Source organism: Mesorhizobium sp. M0848 (genome assembly GCF_040319805.1).
GTDB lineage: Bacteria > Pseudomonadota > Alphaproteobacteria > Rhizobiales > Rhizobiaceae > Mesorhizobium.
The window spans coordinates 141,009-161,797 of sequence record NZ_JAMYOM010000013.1 but is presented as its reverse complement, the minus strand read 5'-3'; the positions used below and the strand labels follow the sequence as shown (position 1 = coordinate 161,797).

The window sequence follows — 20,789 nt, the reverse complement described above, 5'->3', positions numbered from 1 at the left end:
ATCAACTGGCAAGATCACGTAATGTCCTTGAAAGCGCTGAGTGCCGCCTGCTTTACGCTAGCAGAACCTTGCCTACGCAAAGGCCCCAGTGGCTAGGATCGAACTTGCGGGTAGCAGGAATATTCAGACGCCTGTCAGATTGGGAGACGGTGAATTTACAGCGGGGCTTGAAGCCCTTCGGATCGTCAGCCCACTATATCGGTCTTGAAAGCGACTGACAGATAAATGGACATGGAGGAGACTTGGCTGAGCGAGCCGTTTTAGGAAAGGAGATTCCCGCCAGTCCGTGATGCGAAGACGAGCGTGAGACGACTATTCGAAGTCGAGATGAGTGCCACTGCGATCATTCGGCGAACAGGAGCGGAAATGAATCCTTGGGCGAAGGCTGAGCTGGCGCAGATTACCGGAGGCACGTGGGAGGGCGACCTGCCGGAAGCCTGGACGACGGAACGTATAGCGTTTTGGGACGCCTTGGTCTGCCCGGGTGCGCTTGTGATCCCACATGTTAGCACGTACCGATACGGCGTGGACAAGTTAAAGATCGAGCGAGACGCACAACGGGGGCTCGCACTCTTCGTGGACGAAGAGTTCCAATCCGACAACGAAGAATTTCCGTTGCTACGGGTCGCCTCGGTCCGCATCGCCATGCGGCGCCTAGCCGAGCATGCGCGAGCAGCCTACAGCGGCCGCCTCATCGCAACGAGCGGCAGCGTCGGGAAAACCAGCACGACGGCTATGATCAACGCCATTCTCACCGCCACCGGTCACCCACAGTTTCCCGGAGGGAACTTCAATACCGTCTCCGGCGTGCTCGGTCTCATCGCTAACCTTCCACGCAGTGGTATTCATACAACCGAGGTATCCATTGGATTTTTTCGACGCCTCCAAGACCTGTTTGCGCTCAAGCCGCACGTCGCTCTTATTACCTCTATCGGTGACGCCCACCTCGAAGAGTATGGATCGCGCAGGGCCATCGCCGAGTTGAAAGCTCGCGTGTATGATGTTGCTGAGGGCGGAACAGCGATTGTCCCTCGAGATTCAGAGTATTTCAACTACCTTCGCGAACGCGCCCTGTCGTTTGGGGCAAGAGTCGTGTCGTTTGGCGAACATTCCGAAGCCGATTACCGGCTCGAGACCTATTCGCCTGGAGACAACATGGTCAGCGCGGTCCTGAAAGGCAAATATCGCCGCTACAAAATCCGCAATCCTGGACGTCATATGGCGTTGAACAGCCTTTGTGCCCTGGCTGCGGCCGATTCTCTTGGTCTTGATTTGCATGTTGCGACCAATGCCCTGGCTGTGACGGAAGCTGTCCACGGACGGGGGGAAGTCATACGTATTGCCCTCGCATCGGGTGAGGTCCAAATCGTCAATGAAGCCTACAATGCAAATCCTACGTCTGTAGCCGCCGTGTTGGCGGCATTTGCTGAGCAGCGCCGTCCCGCGGGCGGCCGAAAGCTTGCTCTCCTTGGGGACATGCTGGAACTCGGGCCGATGTCGGCCAAATTTCACGCCAGTTTAGCGGAGCCAATCCTCGCGGCTGACCTCGATATGGTGATGACGGTCGGAGAGCAGATGAGATATCTCCGCCGTACGCTACCGGAATACCTCTTGGGCCCACACTTCGCGACCGCGGACAACGTCTTGGCCGGACTTGCCACTATTTTGCGGGCAAACGATATCCTTCTTGTGAAGGGTTCAAATGCTGTGGGTTTGAATGAAATTATAGTTTCCTTGGGCCGGCAATTCAGATCCCATCAATGATATTCGACTTAGAGCAAGATGATGAGTAGTAGCATTTCAGCCTTTGCCTGATGATTGCGTAACGCATGGGATATACGCAAAGCAGACCGCCGGAGGACACTTGGTGTCGCTGCCCAACTCATCTGCTCACGTTGAGCCACGAATTTAAAATCTTTTGCAAGGATCGAAAGTCGGGAGATGACCAAATCGCGGCTACGACCGCAAACCGAAGCGTGGTGAGATGGGAGCTTGATTTCGTAGATACCACCAACCCAAATCATCTTTCCTAAGTCTAATTTGCTTATCGAAAGAGCCCGGCACTGTCGCGCGTTTCCTTAGTTCGGCTAAGACTAATGCTGCTTGACCTGCATTTACAGGGCGCGTGCGGAAATTTGTGACACGATTGTCGCAAGCCACCGGATACAGTCGCAATTCCGCTTGCCCCGGACCTAGATGCAACTGCGCAATGAGACTGTATGGGAACCCACTCTCCTCCGCATATCGGCCCGGAGCATTGTAAACGAAGTTACCCAACGAGCAAACCAACGTTCCCTCATTGCAAAACTCCACCTGCTGGAGAGAATGGGCTCCATGCCCGATGACCAAATCCACCCCGGCATGCATCGCTTCTTTCGCTACTGCGAACATCTCCCGCGTCGCCCAGCGATAATTCTTGGCACCGCCCCAATGCGGCTGAAACACAATCATTGCATCAGGAAATGCGACCCGGTAGCGTCGCACTAGCTCGGGCAAGAGATGCAAGAAACCCTTCCCAAACCCAGCCACCCCCGGCGTGGTTGGTCCAGCATAAAATTTGAAATTCTGATCGTAGTCTGCGCGGTACTCAAAAGCCGAAAACACTAGTATTTGTACAACACCCAGATCGATCAAAAGTGGCGTTGTTGCTCCGGCAAGATCAGAACCCATGCCGATCGAAAGAATCCCGCTGGAGGATAATGCCTCTCTCATCGCTATCGCCGGCCCTTGTCCAAAGTCCATCGCACGATTGTTACCAAGCGTCACGGCGTCTACCCCTAGGCGCCGAAGGACGCTTAGCGTGCGCTGAGGTTCTTCCCAAGACAGATATTTCTTCATTCCTCCGAAGATGTCCGGTGGCGAAACTGCGAGGACCGTCTCGAGGTTAAGGATCAACGCTGCACGATCGGAGATCAGCGGCTGCAGGGCGTCAAAGAAGCTGTCGGGCGCTGCAGTTATGCGGTTGCGTACCTCGGCCCATCGATCGCCCAGGTTCTCGTCACCAAGACTTGTGTCTCCACCAAAGACAATTGTCGGCATTGCGGCTTGGGAGACGTCTAGCCTGTGAAAAGGCAAGTCCGGACCAGCCGAAATCACCGGAGCAGGCGCTTTGGCTCGGGCTGGCATCCGAATAGGTTCTGGCCTACCGATGGCTCGCACATCATTTGGCTGGTGTAGCCCCGGAAATAGCTGCCTGTCGCAAGTTTCAGCAATAAGTCGGCATGCATCAATTGGCGTGCCGTGTGCTGGGTACATATAGAGCCCGAGCCCCGGTCGATTGTTGGCTTCGATGATAATGTAACTACCTGTGTGCGGCGCTGTGGTGTGATCATAAGCCATGACATCGAGGCCGATCACATCCAAGCCGGGCGCGATCTGCGTCGCTCTTTCGGCGATACGTCGCATCTCCGGGTGTACGCTGTCGGTGATGTTTCTCGTTTCCCCTCCAAGCAGCCAACCGGATTTGGCAGCAAGAGGAACGATCCGGCCGTTTGATGGAACATCATCAACCGTCATTCCCTGCCCGGACAAGAAGTTTTCGCGTGCGGTGTCGACCTGGATTGGATAGTACGACAGATGGGGATTGCGAGCCCGCCGGGCATTTTTTTCATCGATGAGGGCGGCAATGGTTCGCTGTCCATCGCCGAGAACGTGGGCAATAACCTTCTCGATGACCGCAACGCAATGTCCATCTATGACCAGATAACGCGCTTCGACTGCATTGCTAAAAAATGCTTCGATGAGAATGCCCTTTGAAGACTCTAAACTAGCCAAACCCCAGGCTTTGTCCAATGTCTCGGGCGTCACATCCACGGTGACCCCCCTGCCCTTTCTTCCGTCCGCAGGCTTGACTACAACGCTACCCATCCGTGCCACCAAGGGGCGCGCAGTCTCTAACTGATCGAAAACAAAGAAGTGCTGCTGGGCGACCTCTAGGCCTTGTTCTCTTAGGATCTGTGAAGTGAGTACCTTGTCTTTTAAGATGCGGCTCCCCAAGCGAGACATAAAACTCGTTTCACTCTCGAACAGATAACAACACCGGCCGCTTTTTTTCACTCGTAACAAATCGCCAACTTGCGTTGATGTGTACCCAAGTGATTTGAACGCGGCCTTCATGGACTGCGCCGTCCGAAACTGGGGCATTCCGTCGTAAACATTGATTGGACCCAGAAGAGGTATCTTTACCATTTGATCCACCGGTTAAATCCAACTCGGCCACTCTAACCGAGTCAAGGACCTGAGAAGTCCGACATCTTATATCAACGGCCTCAGCCACTTGGTTAAGGACGAAGATCGAATTCCCAGGTAGGTGAAACCGCTCGCGCCTTGTTGTTGTTTCGCGGTGTTGGCAACTCAAGTACGTCAATCCATAACGTGTCGATAGCGGCACAATGGGTAGAGATTGATGAAGCCTGGGCTTGCCGCGCAAAACACCTCGGGCGGTACGATCACTTCCCGGAGGCACGTATGAGGCCTAGAGCCCGGCTCTCGCTTTCCCGCTTGCGAGCACTCGACTGTTATATTATGATTAGCTAATAATCAACAGAACCGCACGCAGACACAAGACTGTAGTACTTTATTGAAATTTGAAATAACCCTCGGGCTGGGGAGCCTAGGTGTGAAACATGGGTGGGGCGCGTATCATGTCCTTGGTCAGAGTTCAACGCGGTCGGACGAGTAAAGGGGCCGAGGCATCTCGCATTCAGTCGCTTGTCAACGATCGCACCGGTGACTTTATTTTAGAGGACGCAGATAAACTAGCCAGACACAGGGGGGCGGAGTTCAGCTACACGAGGCAAGCTGGGTTCCGTAATTTCGTGCCAGCCCGCCTGATCAATACGATCGATGACCTGCGCAACGCCATGACGCGGGAAACAGCCTCTGGTGCGGCATTTGTCGACTACCTGCTCGACGGCCCGTACCAGTCGGGAAAGGGCGTTTGGATCAATCGACGTAGTGAAATCATTGATTTCTACCGCAGGTTAATTTCCCAGTGCCCCGATCTTGAATCAGAGTGTCCATATGGGGAGTACTACCGGACGAGCAATGTGCGAACGCGGGGCGACAACAAGGTCACCCTCAAATCTATCCAGGATGCACCCGTCAATCATCAGCAGGCCATCGTAGAGCACCGGCACAATCGCACGCTTGGCCGGCAGAGGCCCGTAGTCATGTTTGCCGGAGGACCTGCAGCGAAGATCGCCGCCATAATCACGTCGATGGCTACCGCGGATGGAGCAAAGCGGTATGAGGTGAAATTCGCCCTCGACGGGGCAGAGCAGTCCAACGAGAGCGGTTCCGCGAGTTACGAGCACATCAACCACGCTAATGCACTTAACGCCGAACAGGACAACACAGGTCTCGGGATTCTTTTCTCGGCTGTGAAGCGGGCTCTCCTGGGCGAGGCCGATCCGGCAGTAGCCCTCTCAGTTGACTATAAAAAAGTTGATCTATGGCCCCGCGCGGTCGCCGCTCGCGATATTCCGATCTATCTCAGCAATGAGTTCCACGGACGCTTGCAAACGATAAAGGCGATGCTTGGTCTCCAAAACGACCACGTGAAGAGCCGTCTCGCCTCCAAGGCATCAAGCGACATACTGAGCTATCTCGAACAGTGCCTCGGCTGTTCGTTTCGACTTCCAAATGAGGTTCGAAGGGCTATCTTCCTTTACTTCACACAATCTCATTTCAGGCATTCGCTGAAAGACAATGCCGCACTTGAAACAGAAGTTGGGCTCCGCCCACAAGCACTTTCGGCTGAAGACCTCACGCGTCTGTATGGCGCAAGCATTCTCAAGAAAATTGTTGCGGCGGATCTGTTCCCGGAGAATGCCTGCATCCGGCATGGCTTCGATGCCATTTGCCGCGGCATCCTCGTGCGTCACGATGCGGAATACCTGCACAGGCGCGCCATACGCCACATCTACCTGGAGAACGTAGGTGATACGACCAAAGCCGTTGCCGTCGTCGTTGAATCGCTTGTGACCGGCGAGCAAAAGTGTCTGCCCGTCGACCATTTGGCTCTTTCACTAGGGCCGACGGCGACATTTCACTATGGCGATAACCCAGGTCTGGCCAACAGAACCTTGGACCGGATGAAGATTGGCTTGCCCATTCCATACCAGACCATTGCCGCAGGCTTCTCCGCACAGGTTCTTTTCCGGATTACCGATCCTGTTAAAGCTGACAACATTCCGTTCACGGGAATGAAACAAACCCATTTCGTCGAAATCGGCAGAACCACCACTCATGTATTGATGAAGGTGACTTGCGGTGGTGTAATTGGACTGCCTGTCTATAGCCGAAGTTACGGCCTCAGCGCGTTAGCGAGTCTCCTAAGAACGATCACGCCTGACATGGGATTGCAATTTGAAGACGTGGTTTGCGCCTGGCCCTGCACCCGTGCCGTCAACGCCTCCAACAACGGTCAGATCGTACAGATTGCTCAAAATAGCGTAGTGCGTTTCGGCGAAGGCGGAACGGGTATGTCGAAGATGGCAACGAACGCGCAAACTATGATTGATCTACTTGGCTTGGATTGGCCTTTGCCTTCAAACCTTAGGATTCCTCGCGGGCTTTATGAGCACACAATCATCAGTCGCGCTCGCCGCATTAAGAGCCGGCTTTTCAAAAGTCGCTAGAGGTGCGCGGACACCCCTCCTGGGTGCCAACTAGAACGCTGTACGAGTTCGTAGGAAGTGGAACAACTCTTTACCTAAAAGCAGCTCGCATCCATTTTGCATCATCAGGGTTCAGATGAAGCGAAGATCGTCATCGGGAGTGGCACGTGCGTTATGCAATCCATCTGTTGGCCGCGGCGGTAGTCGGCTGCTGTCTGGTTTATTCCGACTGGGCGCTGGCCTGGAAGGTAGGCAACGGGACAACGACTGCGAACGTCAATGGCACGAAGCTGACCGTATACACATACCATCCAAAAAATTGCAGCAATCCCTCAATTCTGTTCGTCTTCCACGGGCTGAGTCGAACGGCTTCGTCCTACAGAGACTACGCACGACCCATCGCGGATCGAAATTGCCTGATCGTCTTAGCGCCTCTCTTTGATCTAGAAAGGTTCCCGAGTTGGAGCTACCAGCGGGGGGGCATTGTCAATAGCGGTGTAATTCAGCCTCGGGATAGTTGGACCGTCTGGTATGTGAAGGGATTAGTAAACTGGGCAAGATCGCGTGAGGGGCTTCCAAATGCGAAATATTATCTTTTTGGGCATTCCGCGGGGGGGCAATTCATGTCTCGGGTCGCGGCATTCGCCTTGCCCGATGCGAAAAGATTCGTAGTTGCAAACCCATCCACTTACGTCTTGCCGTCGCTAGGAGAGCCGACTGCATATGGCCTGGGATGTCTCTCCACGGGCTGTGTCTACACCCCGGATCAGGCCACGGCGGAATTAAAGGCTTACCTGGCTTTGCCGTTGACGATTTATCTTGGAGAGGATGACACAGGGGATGCCGAGCTAAACGAGAGCGCAGCCGCCATGCGCCAAGGAGCAACACGGCTCGAACGAGGCCAATACACATTCGACATGGCGCGAGCCGTTGCGGCCGCTAATGGGTGGCTCTTCAACTGGCGCCTCGTCATTCTGCCGGGCGTCGGACATTCCGCAAGCGACCTGCTCCAGTCTAGCCAAGCTGGGAACGTATTCGGGCTGAAATAGCGAGTTTTGTGATCCTGACATTTCAATTTCAATAGAGATTCTATCGCGTCAACTCCCAACGTAACCGGAGGCGATCTCAAGGAGAACAAGTGGAAGAGTACAAGCATTTCCTAATTTAGGAATACGTAAACGCTTTGAGCTAAGTTGCCTTTCGTGAGAGGGGCACCTTGAATGCGACGGATGAAGCACCGGCTACTCGATACACGGGGAACTTTTGCGGTGGCGACAGCCTTAGTGGCAGTTCCGCTGAGCTTGGCATTGGGCATGGCCGTAGACTTTACCGCCGCATCCAACTGGAGGTCGCGACTGCAGGAGGTAGCTGATTCAGCAGCTCTAGCAGCTATGGGAAGCGAGGAAGGAGAGGAGAAAACTGTTCAAACGGCCAAATCTTTCGTGCTGAGCAATGGCTCCTTTGCGGCTCATCTTACGGTCGACGTCAGTATTGCATCGTCCACGCCTGTATCCCGAGAGGTAGCTGTTGAAATCGCGGCCGAAATACCGACTCAGTTTATGAGCCTTGTTGGCCTTCGTACGATCGAAATTAAAGTCAAGGCAAACGCTCGCAAGGCAGCCCCAGATTATTGCATATATGCTCTCGATCCTTACTCATACGGCGCAATGACGGTAGCCGGGTTGGGGAATTTGTCTATGCCAAACTGCGGAATCCAGGTCAATTCGTCTGATCCGAGAGCGCTGAGGCACATCGGCAGTGGAAAAATTGCCGCTACTAAGATTTCTGTGGTCGGCAATTACGAGGGGGGCGGATATACTGCGAATCCTAAGACTAACCAGCCCCCCCTTGATGATCCACTCGTGAGTACCCCAGAGCCAGTCCTGCCAAGCCATTGCGACTATGAAAATCAGATGCTCTCAGATGTTGAGATACCTGCGGGTCGCGTATTCTGCGGCAGCATAATCTTTAGCGGCAAAATATCGCTTGCGCCGGGAACGCACTATTTTAACAACGCTGTTGTAGGATTTAGTAACAATTGCCGCCTGGTTGGACATGAGATAATTATCTACGTCAGTTCGAGAACCAGCATCATTCAGGCAGGAGGAAACGGCAGGTTGGAGATTACCCCCCCGACAAGCGGCATTTATTCTGGTATTGCTATCTTTGGATCGCGAACGGCAGCGCCCGGCGAGCTGCCGATAGTATCGTTAGCAGTAAACAAAAACTATTCGATCAAAGGCACAATTTACTTGCCGAATCACAATCTCACATTAACTGGAACAGTTGATCGGAAATTGGACGCCATATTTGGGTTTGTAGTTGCGTGGCAAGTATCTTACAGTGGCAACTCAGACCTTCTCTCGGACGGATTTACGAGTAAACCGCCGGAAGGTCTCGGAAATTCGTCGATTGTGCTCCTGCCATAATGCGGCGCGAATGCTCTATAGGCGAACCACGCATCAACCTTGGGGCGCCCTAAACATTCATGGAAGAGCAGGCTTCGTCGCAGGATGGCCCGTTGAACTGGCAACGATCGTTGAATTTGTCCTCCAGTCAGTTTCCCAACCTGCACGAAGCCGCAAGGCTTACGGCGGGTCAAAGTCCCGAAATCAGCTTCGATCGCGCGACATCCTTTTTCCTCGGGCTGCTCCAGCCTACGCTAGCTGCTCCTCTCGGCGGAGGTTGACCACTTTGTGGCACCAACTATCTTCACCCCGCATGATACGGAACCGACCCTCAAAAGCCCTTCCACACCCGCGCGTGGCGCCACCATGCCGTTTCTCCTAGATGCCGATCTCGGCACAACGTCAGGCACACGATTCTGACCCGGCCGACCAAGCCTGGCTTGATCCATTCGGCCTTGTCTTTCTTCAAGCCCTTCGGCGCTGGGCCGCCGACCTTTCCCTGCACGCGGTCCCAGAGGCGCTTGCGTTTGTCGAATCTGAAATTGACGTTGGCGGTGCCGACATAGCGGCCCTTGTCGGCCATGAGAACTCTTGCCGCCTGCCCCGGATCACGCTGGACCCCGATGATCTCCATCTCCTTTTCATCGTAGCACTTGATTTTGCGCCAGTTCATCGTCGGGCCGCTGCGATAGAGACTGTCCCGGCGCTTCGAGACGATGCCTTCCTGTCCAGTCTGGTCCGCGACGTAGTAAACGACGTCACCCGTGCCGGGCATCGCCTCGCTGAATTGGATGCGGCCGCCGGCCTCGATCATTCCCTGCAGGATCTCGCGCCGGTCCTAGAGCGGGATGCTGCGCAGGTCGTGTCCGTTTAGGTGCAGCAAATCGAAGGCGACGAGATAATAGTTCTGATAGGTCTCGCGGCTGCTGACTGCCGACTGCAGCGCATGGAAATCGGAGAGTCAAGCCTCATCAACCACAATGGCCTCGCCTTCGATGATGAAATCGTCGGCCTCGATCGCCGCAGCTTGGTCGGCAAGTACCTTGTAACGTGCAGTCCAGTTATACCCTCTCCTGGTCAGCAAGCGGATGCCGTCTTCGTCCTTGATGAGCTGCGTGCGGTAGCCGTCGAACTTTATTTCGTGAATCCAGTCGCCACCCTCCGGCGGGTGATCGACAAGCTCCGGCTCCATCGGCTTGATGAACTTCAAGCGCATGAATAGACCCACACCCATGATTAAATCAGCTTTAGCTAAAATAGTTCCAAGAAGGATGAACAATGCGGCCAGGTGCGCGTTGCGGATCGACAACCTCCAGGAGGAACACCAATGGGAGACGACAAGAGCAAGCGTGATTTCCGCGACCGCGACCGGGTATCAGGCGACGAAGAATATGAGGTCGGTTATCTCGCCAGCAAGTTTCAGCTTACGATCCCCGAGGTGCGTGAACTTATAAAAAAACACGGCAACGACCGGGAGACGCTGGAACGAGAAGCAAAAGCGCTGGGCAGTAGATGACCAAGCTGTCGGACCTTGGCCCGCCGATCCTTGGCGAGCAGCACGGCGGCGAGCCTGCCGACGAACGGGAGAATTTTATGATTTGCCCGGTATGCGGCCAGCGGCTCGACATGCGTGACTTCCGCCAGGTCGCTTGGCACGATCAGCCCCAACACGAGCCGTTGGAACTGGAGCTCTATGTCACGAGCCGGAATGGGTAGCGATTGCGGACGTGGTCGTTGAAATATCGGCCCTTGGCAAAGGCAGCTTTGAACGCGGTGAAGGTCTCAACCGGTACGTCCAAGAACTCGTAGTGCTTCCCGCTGGCTACAAACCAGACTGAGAGAACCATGTTGTTCGGGTCATAGTCGAACTTGCGTATCGAGGTCGACGGCATGGCGCCCAACGAATGGCGGAGGCCTTGGTTGCATTTCCGCGCTCTTGCCGCGGCAAGCGCCACGGAAAGCAGCCTATTAAGGGCCGCCTTTCCCCTCCGGCGGAGTGTTCGGTTCACCATTCATTTACGATTAGCGCAGTCTCATATGCGGACATGCTAGGTAGCTCGTACATGCCATAAGCCCCGGTGCCGCGACCCAGCGCTGGGGCTTTTTGTTCCCTGGATGAGGCCCGCCGGGGCGCCGCTGCCGCGAACCGCGAGCCGACTCGATCCATCTTGTCCGTGGGCGAAGGGCGTGGACAAGTATCGATACGACAACATGTCTGATCGGTAGCGCACGCGGCGTGGTGCGCAGCGGGCACGTGCGCGCTTGCTGCAAGCGTTCCTAAGCGGCTTGTCTTCGTGACGGTGGCTGCGGCAGCCGCCTTGGTAGCTCAGTTCGCAGTGCAGCACAGCGAAGGCGCCCCTGACCTCCATGTTTCTAACTGGATCGCGCCAAGCCGGAGGTGATCACCGGTGTCGCTTCAATCTTTGACGGCGACACGATCGAGATTCATGGTCAGCGCATTCGCTTCAATGGCATCGATGCTCCCGAGTCGGCGCAGCAGTGCGATGACGCTGCTTGCCTGGCTGCGAGGGCGGCGGCAACCAACATTCCCTAACAGACGCGGATCCTGCACATCTGCGGTCAATTCACTGTAACCGGCCCGGGCCGCCTGCGTGGCGTTCAGGTCGATCATCAATTCGTCAACGAAGCGCGCTTGCTTCGGGGTCAACTCGTTTGCGGGCATGGATGGTCTCCCCGGTCTGAGCGGGTGCGGAAATTTGGTATGTTTCGAACATTGCTAGCGGCGGCCCGCTAAGGTTGTTTTTTACTGTTGCACCTGTGGAGGAGTGCGGCGGTGGACCACCAACCAAAGAACAGTGTTTCGATTGAGCAATTACACGGGCAGTGGGCGGTTCAGATCGTCTAGGATGGCGCGATCACGCAGCAGCTTTTCGAGACCGAGGAATTCGCGAGGAATTTCGCAGCCGGTCAATGGCAAAGGCTCAACCCGAAGCCTGTTCCCCCAACGCGCCGGCAACGCTTTTAGATTGCTAAGCTTCAAAATTACTCAATTCGCAGATGCTGCACCGGGGCCGGAACTTTGATGCAATAGCGAAGTTCGGGAGGAGTATTTTCGCAGCAGGCACGCAGATGAACGGGATCGTAAACGACATCCTGGCCGAGGTGGCAGAGATACTTCCTTCGCTATCACCGGACGAAAAAGTTTCGCTGCCGAAACTCCCAGTTAACGCACCCAACTTTCCCAACGACCTGGAACCGGTGATTCGAGCGGAGACGCCACCCCCGGAGCAGAAGAAACCGTCGACCGTCAGTGCGACGGGAAGCCACCTCCAAGGTGAAGCCTGATGTCGGACGACGGGCGGAACCGAGTTCGGGAAGGCGCGTTGCTCACCAGCGCCACTTCACGAAAGGCCGGAGCAATGGCGGACAACCTATCTCGCAGGCAAGAACAACGCGGCACGCGAAGACTCATGGCGTGGGGCGTGGCGGTTATCCCCTTATTTTTCTCGGCCTGATGGCATTCTTTGTACTTACGCCTTTATCGAACGGCTCTTGGCAGACGGCACCGTTCAAGCGTGCTCCTGAGCAAAACCAGGGCGGTAATGCGCCAGCGGACACGTCACCCAGCCCAGGCGTGAACAAAGACCCTCAGGAAAATACTGAAATGCCCGAGCAGCAGTAGTGGGGGTGGCAACACTCCGCACCAGCTGGAAAACGTTTTCCGGGGCTGCCGGGCGATTTTAACAAAGAACCCGCCTGACTGGGCGGGGCTCCCGGCGCATCTCCGAGCATGAATGTGCCGTGAGCAACACGTAGGGGAATACCACAATGGGAACAAGCCAAGAACCCGTTAGGTTTTGCGATCCAATTGCCGAGCATCGATCGCTATGATCGAACTCGCCGCTTTATCCTCAGCCAAACCGATGAGGCAATCGATCTCGAGCATCGCCTCGATAGGGCCTCGACGACTTATCGACCAGCGAAAGGGTGTGGAGCGGGTCTCTGAGTTGATCGTGGCCTCCTTTATCCGAGCGACCTCGCCTTTGCCAACGCGTATTTGAACAAGTTCCGATCGAGCGCGGCTTTGAACTAAACAGTCTTGCGGCCGAGGACCTCGCAGCTTAGGTGTGTCCTTCGCTTTCACAACGGCACAGTCGATGACACCGCGCCTCTTGGAGCAGCAAGGAAGAGCCTAATAACGGTGGGATCTTCGACAACCCGTATAACGCCGCAGACCTTGCCGAGAAGTACGATTGACGTTGAAGAGCGCTGCCGTCATCTTGGCATCTAACGGGCCGTGAGGGCGTGCGATGCGGCGACAGCAGCATTTGTTGCGGCAGTTGCAGTGAGAATGAAGCAGTGGATACGAGAGCCTACGGCAGGTCAGTCTCGTGGGCGGCAACCCGGTTCAAAGCCTCCGTTACTCATTGATTGCCCGCTGCGGGGTAGACCCGGCTGCAACATCGCAACTAGAAGGACGGTCTTCAGATCCTCAGTTGGCGGGCCTACCTGCGAGTCTCCGCAGGCGCTAATTTTTTTGTAAGGCTGGAACCTGTTCGTGAAATCGAAGTTTGGTTTGCAGCTTGGCTTCCGGGCCAGGTCTCGAAGCAAAAGGCCCGTCGCTGTTTCAGTGTCCCTCAGCGGCGGGCCTACTTCGTCAGCCGCTCGACCGTCTCGACGATGGCTTTTGCCAGAGATTCGCACGCCAATTACCGGCAAGCAGCACGGCAATTTCACAGGCGCATTGTGTAGGGATTATCGGGCAGCAGCCGACACGATCAAGCAGCCGAAGCATTGAGTTGAGTGACCGTGCCGACCAATGTCGGATAGAGGTCGTCAGCCGCCGCGCCCCAATAGGCGGCGGACTCTAATGGCGCTCCTTCAAAAATCGGGCTTCACGAAGCAGCGAATTCCAGTCTGTTCCGATAAGCTTGATCAGATCGCGCGCGTCCGGCTCTGAAATGCCGACTTCTTCAGACAAACGTCGGGCAAGCAGTTGCTGAGTGTCTTTGTCCACACGTCCATCGCCATCCTTTTTCATTGGCTCCTCCTTTGAACCAACTCCCGGAATGCGCTTTCGATCACGGAAGGAAAAAGCCTGCCGTCCCGGCAAGTCAGCAGCCTTCCGTGATCTTTTTCATCTGGCCAGGAGCAGCCGAGTTAGCACCGGTATCCTGTTGACCTGGCGCTGCCTGTTTGGCGCTGCCAGTTTGTTTACCCGGAGCGCAGTCCTTGGCGGAGTTCGAGCTCGTTCCACTCGTGGTGGTCGAATCCGTCCCCTGATCGGTCGTAGTGCTCGGCATGGTCTTGGTTGCCGAGGTCGACGATCCGCCTGTCGTCGTGTCGGTCGATTGCGCAAACGCGAGGCCAGTTGACAGTGCCATAATGGCTGAAGCGAAAAGAACCTGTTTCATGATCAACTCCATATCGGTTCCCTTCGGCACCGAACTTCGCTGCGAAACGACGGTTCCAAGAAAATGCGCAATCGCATACCCGCAGCCCATCGCGCGCAATGGCGACGGGCTCGTAGTCATGCTTCGGTATTGTACTCGAGATCGATTGCCTCTTCAGAGTTAGCCATAAACCACCTCGGGAACATCACGGTCTGCGTTTGTGCGAGCATCGCCCGGAAAGATTCTTGCCAGCCTTTGCTTAGCGCCGGGATGCGCGTGACTGGCTTACTGTGATGCGAGCACGCCAACTCAGCTGGGAACAGCGATATGAGGCTCTCCCATTGAAGAAAGCACATTTGCAAGGTGGTCTCTTCGCGCAACTCCACGAGAGGCCGGCGCCTACGCAATCCCAGGGCCTAATCGAGCCGGTGGCACTCTGGTGACCGTGGTCGGGCCGACCGACGCACGGCCGCCAATGGCGGTCGACTTCGTCGCGGTCGACTTCCGATCGTGCTGAACTGAGGGAGATCGCCAGCGGACGGACGACTGGGGACGACATCGGCAACACCTCCATGTCGACGATGCCGTGTCCGCCTTCACCGACGAGCGCGGAAGACGATCAACCGCGTTCGTCCGTGTGCGACACGCGCCGAGCGGTGCGCGCGGCCGGCTGGCGCTATTCAGATCGGCTGCCGCAGGTCGATTGACATGAGGAGCGCCAAGGACCGTATCTAATTTTATGTTCTCTTCACGATTCTGGGTTTGGTCATTCGCCGGGATTGAGCCGCGCTCTCGACGGCCAAGGTCAGCCGCTTCTCGTCTTCGACGGCGCGGTCGACTGCCTCAATTTGCTCTTGGAGCGCCTTCAGCTCGGCTCCGTAGCTGGAGCCGTCGCTATCCCCAATTTGAAAGCCACTTGCCCGCATCGCGTCGCGAGTATGGTGCACATTACGAATTCCTTCGCGTCGAGTCGCGACCAGAATTTCCCTAAACTCATCAAGACGTTCAACGTGACTGCGAGTCATTGCGTTCTCCTAATTCGTCGTTATCGTCGCCGACGGCCATTCAAGAACGGTGGAACCTCACCGCGCAGAAGGCTTAAGTGACTACATGGGATGCCCTCGACAAAGCATTAGTGCGGAAGTTCAAATTTGAACGGCTTGCAATAACGTGTGGAGCGAGCACAGCTTCATTAGACATCGGTACATATTATTGCCGACGCTTGATACAACGAGGTTCGCTTCGGCATCACCTACAATTCTAGTCCTCGAAGCCCATACATAGCGTCTCACAAACCGCGACGGAGCACTGGAATAACACGCCCGATCGATGAGATCGGGTTGGATTTTCGACATCTGATCGATCGCCGACAAGTACACCAATGTACCGTCTGAATTAGCGAAGCGCGGCGCACCCTTGCCGCAATCGGCATGTTCACAGAATTGGTTTGGATCCGCGCCTGCTCGTCAGGCGCCGGCGTCATGCCTTCCGCAAACCTTAGCGGTTCGTCGGATTGGTCGGCCCGACCAAGGCCTGGGTCGATGGAAAGCTTGTTGACAACCGTCGCGTTGACCTCCCGGTCGACACGATTGAACTGCAATTGACCCTTCATATTATGGCTGAGGATGTCCTTCCTTCGGCGTCGCCGGGCCACCCAAGCATCATCGTTAGCCTGATCGAGAATGACCGCTCGCCGATCGGGCAGGTTCTCATCGGCTCTCCGCTGGGTCGATGACAATAGTGCAACTGGTGATGTCGAGATTTGATTTGGGGGCCACAGGCTGGCAGATGGAACGGCGCATGGCCGGCAGGTAGATGTTGCCAATGGTCTTCCTTGCCATCGGCCGGGCGAGATATTCCATTCAGAAGCCGTCGGCCATAATCAGACAGCGCCTGGACTGGAACGCGTCGCGAAACGCCGGTTCGGCATTGGAATCGCCGCCTTGGGTATCTCCTTCGCCCAGAAGGAACCAGCGGCCCTCGCATTCTTGGTGGTTGCTGTCCTCGCCAGCCGGGGCGAAGGGCACTGGCGCCGCGGAGGCGCAAGGTAATGCCTCGATCGTGATGGCTCGGTTTGGTTTTTCCTAGTCACGGGAACAGACGCCGCAGGGCGGCGTTTAGCGAGCCACGACGGCTAAAAGGCCAGCCACTCGATCGGCGGGCGCGCAATCATCAGCCAGAAGATGGCGAGCACAGCCGCAAAGGCTGGAAAGCCGAAGGCGAACCAGAGCCTGAACAACTGATTGTAACGCTCAGGCGGGGGTTGGTTGGACGCCGCGGCCAATATGGCGAGATTGCGCATCTTGATCTGCATCCACACCACAGGCAGCCAGAACAGGCCGGTCGCAATGTAGAGCATGATCGAAAGAACGATCCATCCTTCAGCAAGCGAATAGCCCGCGTACTGGGCGAGAGCGATTCCGGTCACAGGTTGCGCAATAACGGCCGTAGCCGTGAACAGAAAGTCGGCGAGGACGACGACGCGGGCGACAGCCGCGATGGTCGCGGCATTTCCGGTTCGGTGTGCCAGAAGCATGAAGAAGGCGATGCCGGCGCCAGTTCCCAACAGCACAGCCGCACCGATGACATGCAGGTATTTGAGCACGAAATAGATCATCAGCGTTCCTCCAGCACCGCCAGAGCGACAAAATGCAGAACCAGGATCGGCAGGATTTTCATCAGCGGGCCGAGCGGCTCGTTCCAGAGCTCCGGTCGCAGAATGCTCCCAGCGATCGCATAGAAAAGCGACAGCGCGATTGCGCCGAAGAGACCAAGCCGGCCGGTCGGGCGCCAGGCGATCAGCGCACCGACGATCATGTCGGCCAGCGCGCCGGCGACGACAGCCGGCCCGGCCAGCGCGCCGACCGCGGTGTCGATGAGCAACTCAACTCCGCTGCGCCAGCCGGTGGTGAGGGAAATAACGCCGGTCATGATCCAGAAGAAGGGTAGCACAACGAAGATGGCAGGCTTAACAACGTAGAGACCAGCGAACCATCGTTCCTGCACCGTGGCAGGGTTAAGGCTGAGTGCGGTTGCAAGACTTGACGGTTGAATGCCGGTCTCCGCTATCCACGGCTGGGGATCACCGACCGCGCCCCGCTCGATCTCCTTTGCGGCATTGCTGCGCATCGGCGGACGCCAGCCGAGCTGAGCCGCTGCATCCCCAACCCGGTATAGGATTGCTGCGGCCCAATTGGGCAGGATGAATTCCCGGGCGCTGTTCCATCCGAACCAGTGGCGGTAGCAGGCAACGACCTTGTTCATGGAAAGGGCTTCAGGCCCAGCCAGCTCCAGAGCGAGGCGCGATGGGCTGTCGGGCCTAAGAAAGAAGAGAACGGTGGAGATCACGTCGTCGAGCTGTACGACCTGAAGACGACCCGTGTCGGGCATCACAGGCAACAGTGGCAAAGCAGCGAGACCACGAAAAAGCGCGCTTGCGCCGAACGCCGGCCTCCCCAGCACAACCGAGGGGCGCAGGATCACCCAGTTGAGATCGCGCGCCATCAATGCCTCATCGCCAGCAAGCTTGCTGGCGGAGAAAGCGGACGGCTGCTGGCGATCGACGCCGATAGCCGAGAAGTGGATGACCTTTTTCACATTTGCCTGTTCACACGCGGCAAAGAGTGCCGAGGCGCCGCCTGTATGGACATGCTGGGTATTCTCACTAACGCTGTCCTGCAGAACGCCGGCGCAATTCACAACGGCATCGGCACCGGCAAGATGAGGGATCCAGTCCTGCGCCCGCAGCGCATTTGCCATGTCGAGCAAGATGGGAGGAGGCCCGGTGAACGGGGCAACACTGGGGCGATGGAGCACACGAACGACGTCATGTCCCCCGGCCGCCAGCCGCGCGCAAAGCGCGGCCCCGATCAGACCCGACGCGCCGGTGACGAGAACTCTCATTTCGCGTGCCCGGCATTCGGCGATGCTCGCGGCTCGAGCGGTCTCGTCGCGGGGCCGGAAAGAACCTCACCAGCTTTATCGAAGCGGGATCCATGGCATGAGCAGTCCCACGTCCGGTCGACCGGATTCCATCCAACAACGCAGCCGAGATGGGTGCAAATCGCGGAGCGGACGGTTACCGTACCGTCGTGCGCCTTCCTGATAGCCAGTTGCTCTCCGTCGTGCTCGATCACCCCCCCTTCTCCTGGGCGGATCTTGCTGATTTCCATAGTTCTTGAACCCAGGAGCCGTTCGGCCACCAAATGAGTAGCCGTCTTGACGTTCTCGGATATGAACGTCGGGCCGCCGGCGAGCGGCTTGATACGAGTCGCGTCGAAGATCTCCGCCGCAGGATGGCATTTGCCGAGAAGCTGCGACGCGAGGATCTCTCCTGCAACGGCACCTTGTGTGATGCCCCATGCGTCGAAACCGGTAGCAACAAGAAGGTCTGGTTTGGAAGAACTCGCCAAGCCGACAAAGGCCATTCCGTCCATTGATCGGAAATCTTCGTTTATCCAAAGGTGCGACGGTTGGTTGATAGAGAACGTTGCCTTGAGGAAGGCCAGCATGTCGGCGACGGCGCGATCCGCACCCTCGCGGTCTCCGGTCTTGAATTCGCCGCCGGCGGCCACCAGAAAGCGCTTGCCGTCACGGTTCGTCGTGCGAAAGGAATGAGACGGCCGGCCGGCACTGATGAACATGCCGTCCACTCTTGCTTGTTCCGGCAGTGGCGCTGCCGCGACCGGATGCGCGAATGGAAAAGCCTTGGCAAAGAAGAGTCCGTCTCCGATGATGGGCATCTGCGTGGCGACGACGACCTTACCGGCGGTCACAATGCCGCCAGCCAGAGTCAACTGATAAGGCCCCTCGCCTGCAATCTCAAGAACGCGGCTGTTTTCGAAAACGGAGATGGTGCTCTCGCTCACCAGACGGGCCAGCCTGCAAAGATAAAGATACGGATCGAACTGGTACTGGCCGGAAAAGCGGAGCGCCGCGGTCGCCGTAACGGGCAGCTCCGGGTCGGACAGGAATTCGGCGGGCAATCCAAGCGATGCGGCGGCGTCGGCCTCACGGCGTAACGTGTCCGCCTGTTGTTCGTCTTCAGCATAGATGAAGGCAGGTTTGGCTTCCAGCTTGGCCTTATCCACCATAAGCAAGCACTGTGCAGCGATCTCCTCCTTGGCCTTTTCATTCGCGTCCGCGTAAAGCTTCGCGCCTTCGCGGCCGAAATTGCGAATGAGGGAAGCGAATTTGAGCCCATGCTGGGATGTGACCTTGGCGGTGGAGCGGCCGGTGGCCTGCTGGCCGATCTGACGTGCCTCGAGGAGCGCTACCCTCAGACCCGAGCCCCGCAGCAGACAGGCAGTCTGCAGTCCCACGATACCCGCGCCGACGATCGCGACTTCGAAGTTGTGATCGCCCTGCAAGGCACGAAATGAAACCTCCGGCTCTCGATCTAGCCAAAACGGGATCGACTTCATCGGTCAGGCCCTCTCTCTCGCCTTTCCAAGACTGACTGTTTGGCGTCCACAGGCCTGCCGAACGCCTCCGATTCCGCGGCTTCCAGTTCGCTGAGCGATTTCGCGAGCACGATACCCCACACCATGTGCACGGCGATCATCAGCAGATTCCTCTCTGCAGGATGGCGCCATGCGGGGGCAAGAATTCGCGCTGCAGGAATCCAACCCAGATAACTGGCCGCCCACACACCGAGGCCATAGAGTGTGCCGCTGCCGCGACGGCGTGGCAAAAGCGCGAACGCTGCACCGCTCATCGCGCCGAAGCCGAAGTGGGCCAACAGAGTATTCGTTCGCGCCTGCCTTTCATCGCCCCCGATGTTCAGGCGCTCAACAATTTCACGGGGCGGCAATGGGTAGCGACTCGTGTCGTTCAGCACCCCATGGAACCGCCTCATGGCGCTGGTCATCGCCATCGTCGCCGCAAGGCCGGCCAGAGCTCCCAACATCATATGTCGCACAGCATTCTCCTGACGCGATCCTGCCCAACGGGGTTGCGGGTTGATTGTTCCTTGAGGTGTATCTCGATCGCATCGCAAGGTTGCTGCACGTCATCGAGGCGACGAGCAGGGCCTCAAGGCTGATGGTCAACGAAATGATCGTCAACACGTTTCCGAGCCGGACTGACAACCAAATCCACGCTCTTGTCGGCGCCCAAGGCAGGCCGCTCAGGCCAGGCGAGCGACATCGCCTCCGCAGCGGACTTGGCAAAGGGGTTAGGCTCAATGCTGCTCGCCGACGGGGGCTACGATGCCGAAGCATTGCTAGGGCCAATATTCCTCGCCCCAACTGTAGCCCAGATAGGCACTCCATCCACGCCCAGCCAATTCGACCTTGACAATTATGTTCCGTTTTTGTTCACTGTGCGCACAATCTTTTGGAGCGATCTCATGGACCACGTTGTGACGCTCACAGCCGCCAGGAAGCTGCTTTGCAGGCAATCCCTGA

At 56.8% G+C, this 20,789-nt stretch carries 19 protein-coding genes; 7 read left to right on the top strand and 12 right to left on the bottom strand.

Annotation, left to right across the window (positions count from 1 at the left end):
* Window positions 1-366: 366 nt before the first annotated feature.
* Window positions 367-1,764, top strand: a complete 1,398-nt coding sequence (locus NKH95_RS17085; protein ID WP_352798023.1) for a UDP-N-acetylmuramoyl-tripeptide--D-alanyl-D-alanine ligase — start codon at window positions 367-369, stop codon at window positions 1,762-1,764.
* Between the two features lie 192 nt (window positions 1,765-1,956).
* On the opposite strand, the gene NKH95_RS17080 is transcribed toward NKH95_RS17085, so the two are convergent.
* Window positions 1,957-4,116: a CapA family protein gene (locus NKH95_RS17080; protein ID WP_352760953.1), complete on the bottom strand. Its 2,160-nt coding sequence runs from the start codon at window positions 4,114-4,116 to the stop codon at window positions 1,957-1,959.
* 527 nt (window positions 4,117-4,643) lie between these two features.
* Here NKH95_RS17080 and NKH95_RS17075 point away from each other — a divergent pair.
* Together NKH95_RS17075 and NKH95_RS17070 are read left to right on the top strand one after the other, a co-directional pair.
* The gene (locus NKH95_RS17075) at window positions 4,644-6,641 is read left to right on the top strand and encodes a hypothetical protein (protein ID WP_352760952.1); all 1,998 of its coding nucleotides are present in this window, start codon (window positions 4,644-4,646) and stop codon (window positions 6,639-6,641) included.
* A 1,199-nt stretch (window positions 6,642-7,840) separates the two neighbouring features.
* Window positions 7,841-9,049, top strand: a complete 1,209-nt coding sequence (locus NKH95_RS17070) for a pilus assembly protein TadG-related protein (RefSeq protein ID WP_352760949.1) — start codon at window positions 7,841-7,843, stop codon at window positions 9,047-9,049.
* 310 nt (window positions 9,050-9,359) lie between these two features.
* On the opposite strand, the gene NKH95_RS17065 is transcribed toward NKH95_RS17070, so the two are convergent.
* Both NKH95_RS17065 and NKH95_RS17060 read right to left on the bottom strand, forming a co-directional pair.
* Window positions 9,360-9,842 (bottom strand): DNA ligase-like domain-containing protein, encoded by a 483-nt coding sequence (locus NKH95_RS17065; protein ID WP_352760947.1) that lies wholly within the window; start codon window positions 9,840-9,842, stop codon window positions 9,360-9,362.
* A gap of 147 nt (window positions 9,843-9,989) precedes the next feature.
* Window positions 9,990-10,337 carry an ATP-dependent DNA ligase gene (locus NKH95_RS17060; RefSeq protein ID WP_352760944.1) on the bottom strand — a complete coding sequence of 116 codons (348 nt, stop codon included), beginning with the start codon at window positions 10,335-10,337 and terminating at the stop codon, window positions 9,990-9,992.
* A gap of 18 nt (window positions 10,338-10,355) precedes the next feature.
* Between NKH95_RS17060 and NKH95_RS17055 the strand changes: the two genes are divergently transcribed.
* Both NKH95_RS17055 and NKH95_RS17050 read left to right on the top strand, forming a co-directional pair.
* Window positions 10,356-10,544, top strand: coding sequence for a DUF3606 domain-containing protein (locus NKH95_RS17055; protein ID WP_352760941.1), 189 nt, complete (start codon window positions 10,356-10,358; stop codon window positions 10,542-10,544).
* Window positions 10,541-10,744, top strand: coding sequence for a hypothetical protein (locus NKH95_RS17050; protein WP_352760939.1), 204 nt, complete (start codon window positions 10,541-10,543; stop codon window positions 10,742-10,744). The genes NKH95_RS17055 and NKH95_RS17050 overlap by 4 nt, the downstream gene beginning before the upstream one ends.
* Here NKH95_RS17050 and NKH95_RS17045 read toward each other — a convergent pair.
* Both NKH95_RS17045 and NKH95_RS17040 read right to left on the bottom strand, forming a co-directional pair.
* Window positions 10,720-10,875 (bottom strand): KTSC domain-containing protein, encoded by a 156-nt coding sequence (locus NKH95_RS17045; RefSeq protein WP_352760993.1) that lies wholly within the window; start codon window positions 10,873-10,875, stop codon window positions 10,720-10,722. The genes NKH95_RS17050 and NKH95_RS17045 overlap by 25 nt on opposite strands.
* A gap of 569 nt (window positions 10,876-11,444) precedes the next feature.
* Window positions 11,445-11,711: a terminase small subunit gene (locus NKH95_RS17040; protein ID WP_352760938.1), complete on the bottom strand. Its 267-nt coding sequence runs from the start codon at window positions 11,709-11,711 to the stop codon at window positions 11,445-11,447.
* A gap of 407 nt (window positions 11,712-12,118) precedes the next feature.
* On the opposite strand from NKH95_RS17040, the gene NKH95_RS17035 reads away from it, so the two are divergent.
* On the top strand, window positions 12,119-12,334 hold the full coding sequence (locus NKH95_RS17035; protein WP_352760936.1) for a hypothetical protein: 216 nt from the start codon (window positions 12,119-12,121) through the stop codon (window positions 12,332-12,334).
* A gap of 1,522 nt (window positions 12,335-13,856) precedes the next feature.
* Here NKH95_RS17035 and NKH95_RS17030 read toward each other — a convergent pair.
* The 3 genes from NKH95_RS17030 to NKH95_RS17020 all read right to left on the bottom strand — a co-directional run bounded on the left by NKH95_RS17030 (window position 13,857) and on the right by NKH95_RS17020 (window position 15,407).
* Window positions 13,857-14,030 (bottom strand): hypothetical protein, encoded by a 174-nt coding sequence (locus NKH95_RS17030; RefSeq protein WP_352760934.1) that lies wholly within the window; start codon window positions 14,028-14,030, stop codon window positions 13,857-13,859.
* A 73-nt stretch (window positions 14,031-14,103) separates the two neighbouring features.
* Window positions 14,104-14,403 (bottom strand): hypothetical protein, encoded by a 300-nt coding sequence (locus NKH95_RS17025; protein WP_352760932.1) that lies wholly within the window; start codon window positions 14,401-14,403, stop codon window positions 14,104-14,106.
* Window positions 14,404-15,119: 716 nt separating this feature from the next.
* Window positions 15,120-15,407 carry a hypothetical protein gene (locus tag NKH95_RS17020; protein ID WP_352753853.1) on the bottom strand — a complete coding sequence of 96 codons (288 nt, stop codon included), beginning with the start codon at window positions 15,405-15,407 and terminating at the stop codon, window positions 15,120-15,122.
* 488 nt (window positions 15,408-15,895) lie between these two features.
* Here NKH95_RS17020 and NKH95_RS17015 point away from each other — a divergent pair, with 488 nt between their 5' ends.
* A complete protein-coding gene (locus NKH95_RS17015; RefSeq protein WP_352892089.1) occupies window positions 15,896-16,117 on the top strand; it encodes a hypothetical protein in 222 nt (73 codons plus the stop codon).
* A 399-nt stretch (window positions 16,118-16,516) separates the two neighbouring features.
* On the opposite strand, the gene NKH95_RS17010 is transcribed toward NKH95_RS17015, so the two are convergent.
* The 4 genes from NKH95_RS17010 to NKH95_RS16995 are packed head-to-tail and all read right to left on the bottom strand — an operon-like array spanning window position 16,517 to window position 20,293.
* Window positions 16,517-16,999: a DUF2269 family protein gene (locus NKH95_RS17010; protein ID WP_352760927.1), complete on the bottom strand. Its 483-nt coding sequence runs from the start codon at window positions 16,997-16,999 to the stop codon at window positions 16,517-16,519.
* Window positions 16,999-18,285, bottom strand: a complete 1,287-nt coding sequence (locus tag NKH95_RS17005) for an SDR family oxidoreductase (RefSeq protein ID WP_352760924.1) — start codon at window positions 18,283-18,285, stop codon at window positions 16,999-17,001. Before NKH95_RS17005 ends, NKH95_RS17010 begins: the two co-directional genes overlap by 1 nt.
* Window positions 18,282-19,805, bottom strand: a complete 1,524-nt coding sequence (locus NKH95_RS17000) for an FAD-dependent oxidoreductase (protein ID WP_352798007.1) — start codon at window positions 19,803-19,805, stop codon at window positions 18,282-18,284. Before NKH95_RS17000 ends, NKH95_RS17005 begins: the two co-directional genes overlap by 4 nt.
* On the bottom strand, window positions 19,802-20,293 hold the full coding sequence (locus NKH95_RS16995) for a hypothetical protein (RefSeq protein WP_502895246.1): 492 nt from the start codon (window positions 20,291-20,293) through the stop codon (window positions 19,802-19,804). Before NKH95_RS16995 ends, NKH95_RS17000 begins: the two co-directional genes overlap by 4 nt.
* Window positions 20,294-20,789 lie beyond the last annotated feature (496 nt).

Bases quoted from the DNA above. Each gene is read 5' to 3' on its own strand.
- NKH95_RS17085 (WP_352798023.1), top strand. From the start codon at position 367: ATGAATCCTTGGGCGAAGGCTGAGCTGGCGCAGATTACCGGAGGCACG.
- NKH95_RS17080 (WP_352760953.1), bottom strand. From the start codon at position 4,116: ATGAAGGCCGCGTTCAAATCACTTGGGTACACATCAACGCAAGTTGGC.
- NKH95_RS17075 (WP_352760952.1), top strand. From the start codon at position 4,644: ATGTCCTTGGTCAGAGTTCAACGCGGTCGGACGAGTAAAGGGGCCGAG.
- NKH95_RS17070 (WP_352760949.1), top strand. From the start codon at position 7,841: ATGCGACGGATGAAGCACCGGCTACTCGATACACGGGGAACTTTTGCG.
- NKH95_RS17065 (WP_352760947.1), bottom strand. From the start codon at position 9,842: ATGATCGAGGCCGGCGGCCGCATCCAATTCAGCGAGGCGATGCCCGGC.
- NKH95_RS17055 (WP_352760941.1), top strand. From the start codon at position 10,356: ATGGGAGACGACAAGAGCAAGCGTGATTTCCGCGACCGCGACCGGGTA.
- NKH95_RS17050 (WP_352760939.1), top strand. From the start codon at position 10,541: ATGACCAAGCTGTCGGACCTTGGCCCGCCGATCCTTGGCGAGCAGCAC.
- NKH95_RS17045 (WP_352760993.1), bottom strand. From the start codon at position 10,875: ATGGTTCTCTCAGTCTGGTTTGTAGCCAGCGGGAAGCACTACGAGTTC.
- NKH95_RS17040 (WP_352760938.1), bottom strand. From the start codon at position 11,711: ATGCCCGCAAACGAGTTGACCCCGAAGCAAGCGCGCTTCGTTGACGAA.
- NKH95_RS17035 (WP_352760936.1), top strand. From the start codon at position 12,119: ATGAACGGGATCGTAAACGACATCCTGGCCGAGGTGGCAGAGATACTT.
- NKH95_RS17030 (WP_352760934.1), bottom strand. From the start codon at position 14,030: ATGAAAAAGGATGGCGATGGACGTGTGGACAAAGACACTCAGCAACTG.
- NKH95_RS17025 (WP_352760932.1), bottom strand. From the start codon at position 14,403: ATGAAACAGGTTCTTTTCGCTTCAGCCATTATGGCACTGTCAACTGGC.
- NKH95_RS17020 (WP_352753853.1), bottom strand. From the start codon at position 15,407: ATGACTCGCAGTCACGTTGAACGTCTTGATGAGTTTAGGGAAATTCTG.
- NKH95_RS17010 (WP_352760927.1), bottom strand. From the start codon at position 16,999: ATGATCTATTTCGTGCTCAAATACCTGCATGTCATCGGTGCGGCTGTG.
- NKH95_RS17005 (WP_352760924.1), bottom strand. From the start codon at position 18,285: ATGAGAGTTCTCGTCACCGGCGCGTCGGGTCTGATCGGGGCCGCGCTT.
- NKH95_RS17000 (WP_352798007.1), bottom strand. From the start codon at position 19,805: ATGAAGTCGATCCCGTTTTGGCTAGATCGAGAGCCGGAGGTTTCATTT.
- NKH95_RS16995 (WP_502895246.1), bottom strand. From the start codon at position 20,293: ATGATGTTGGGAGCTCTGGCCGGCCTTGCGGCGACGATGGCGATGACC.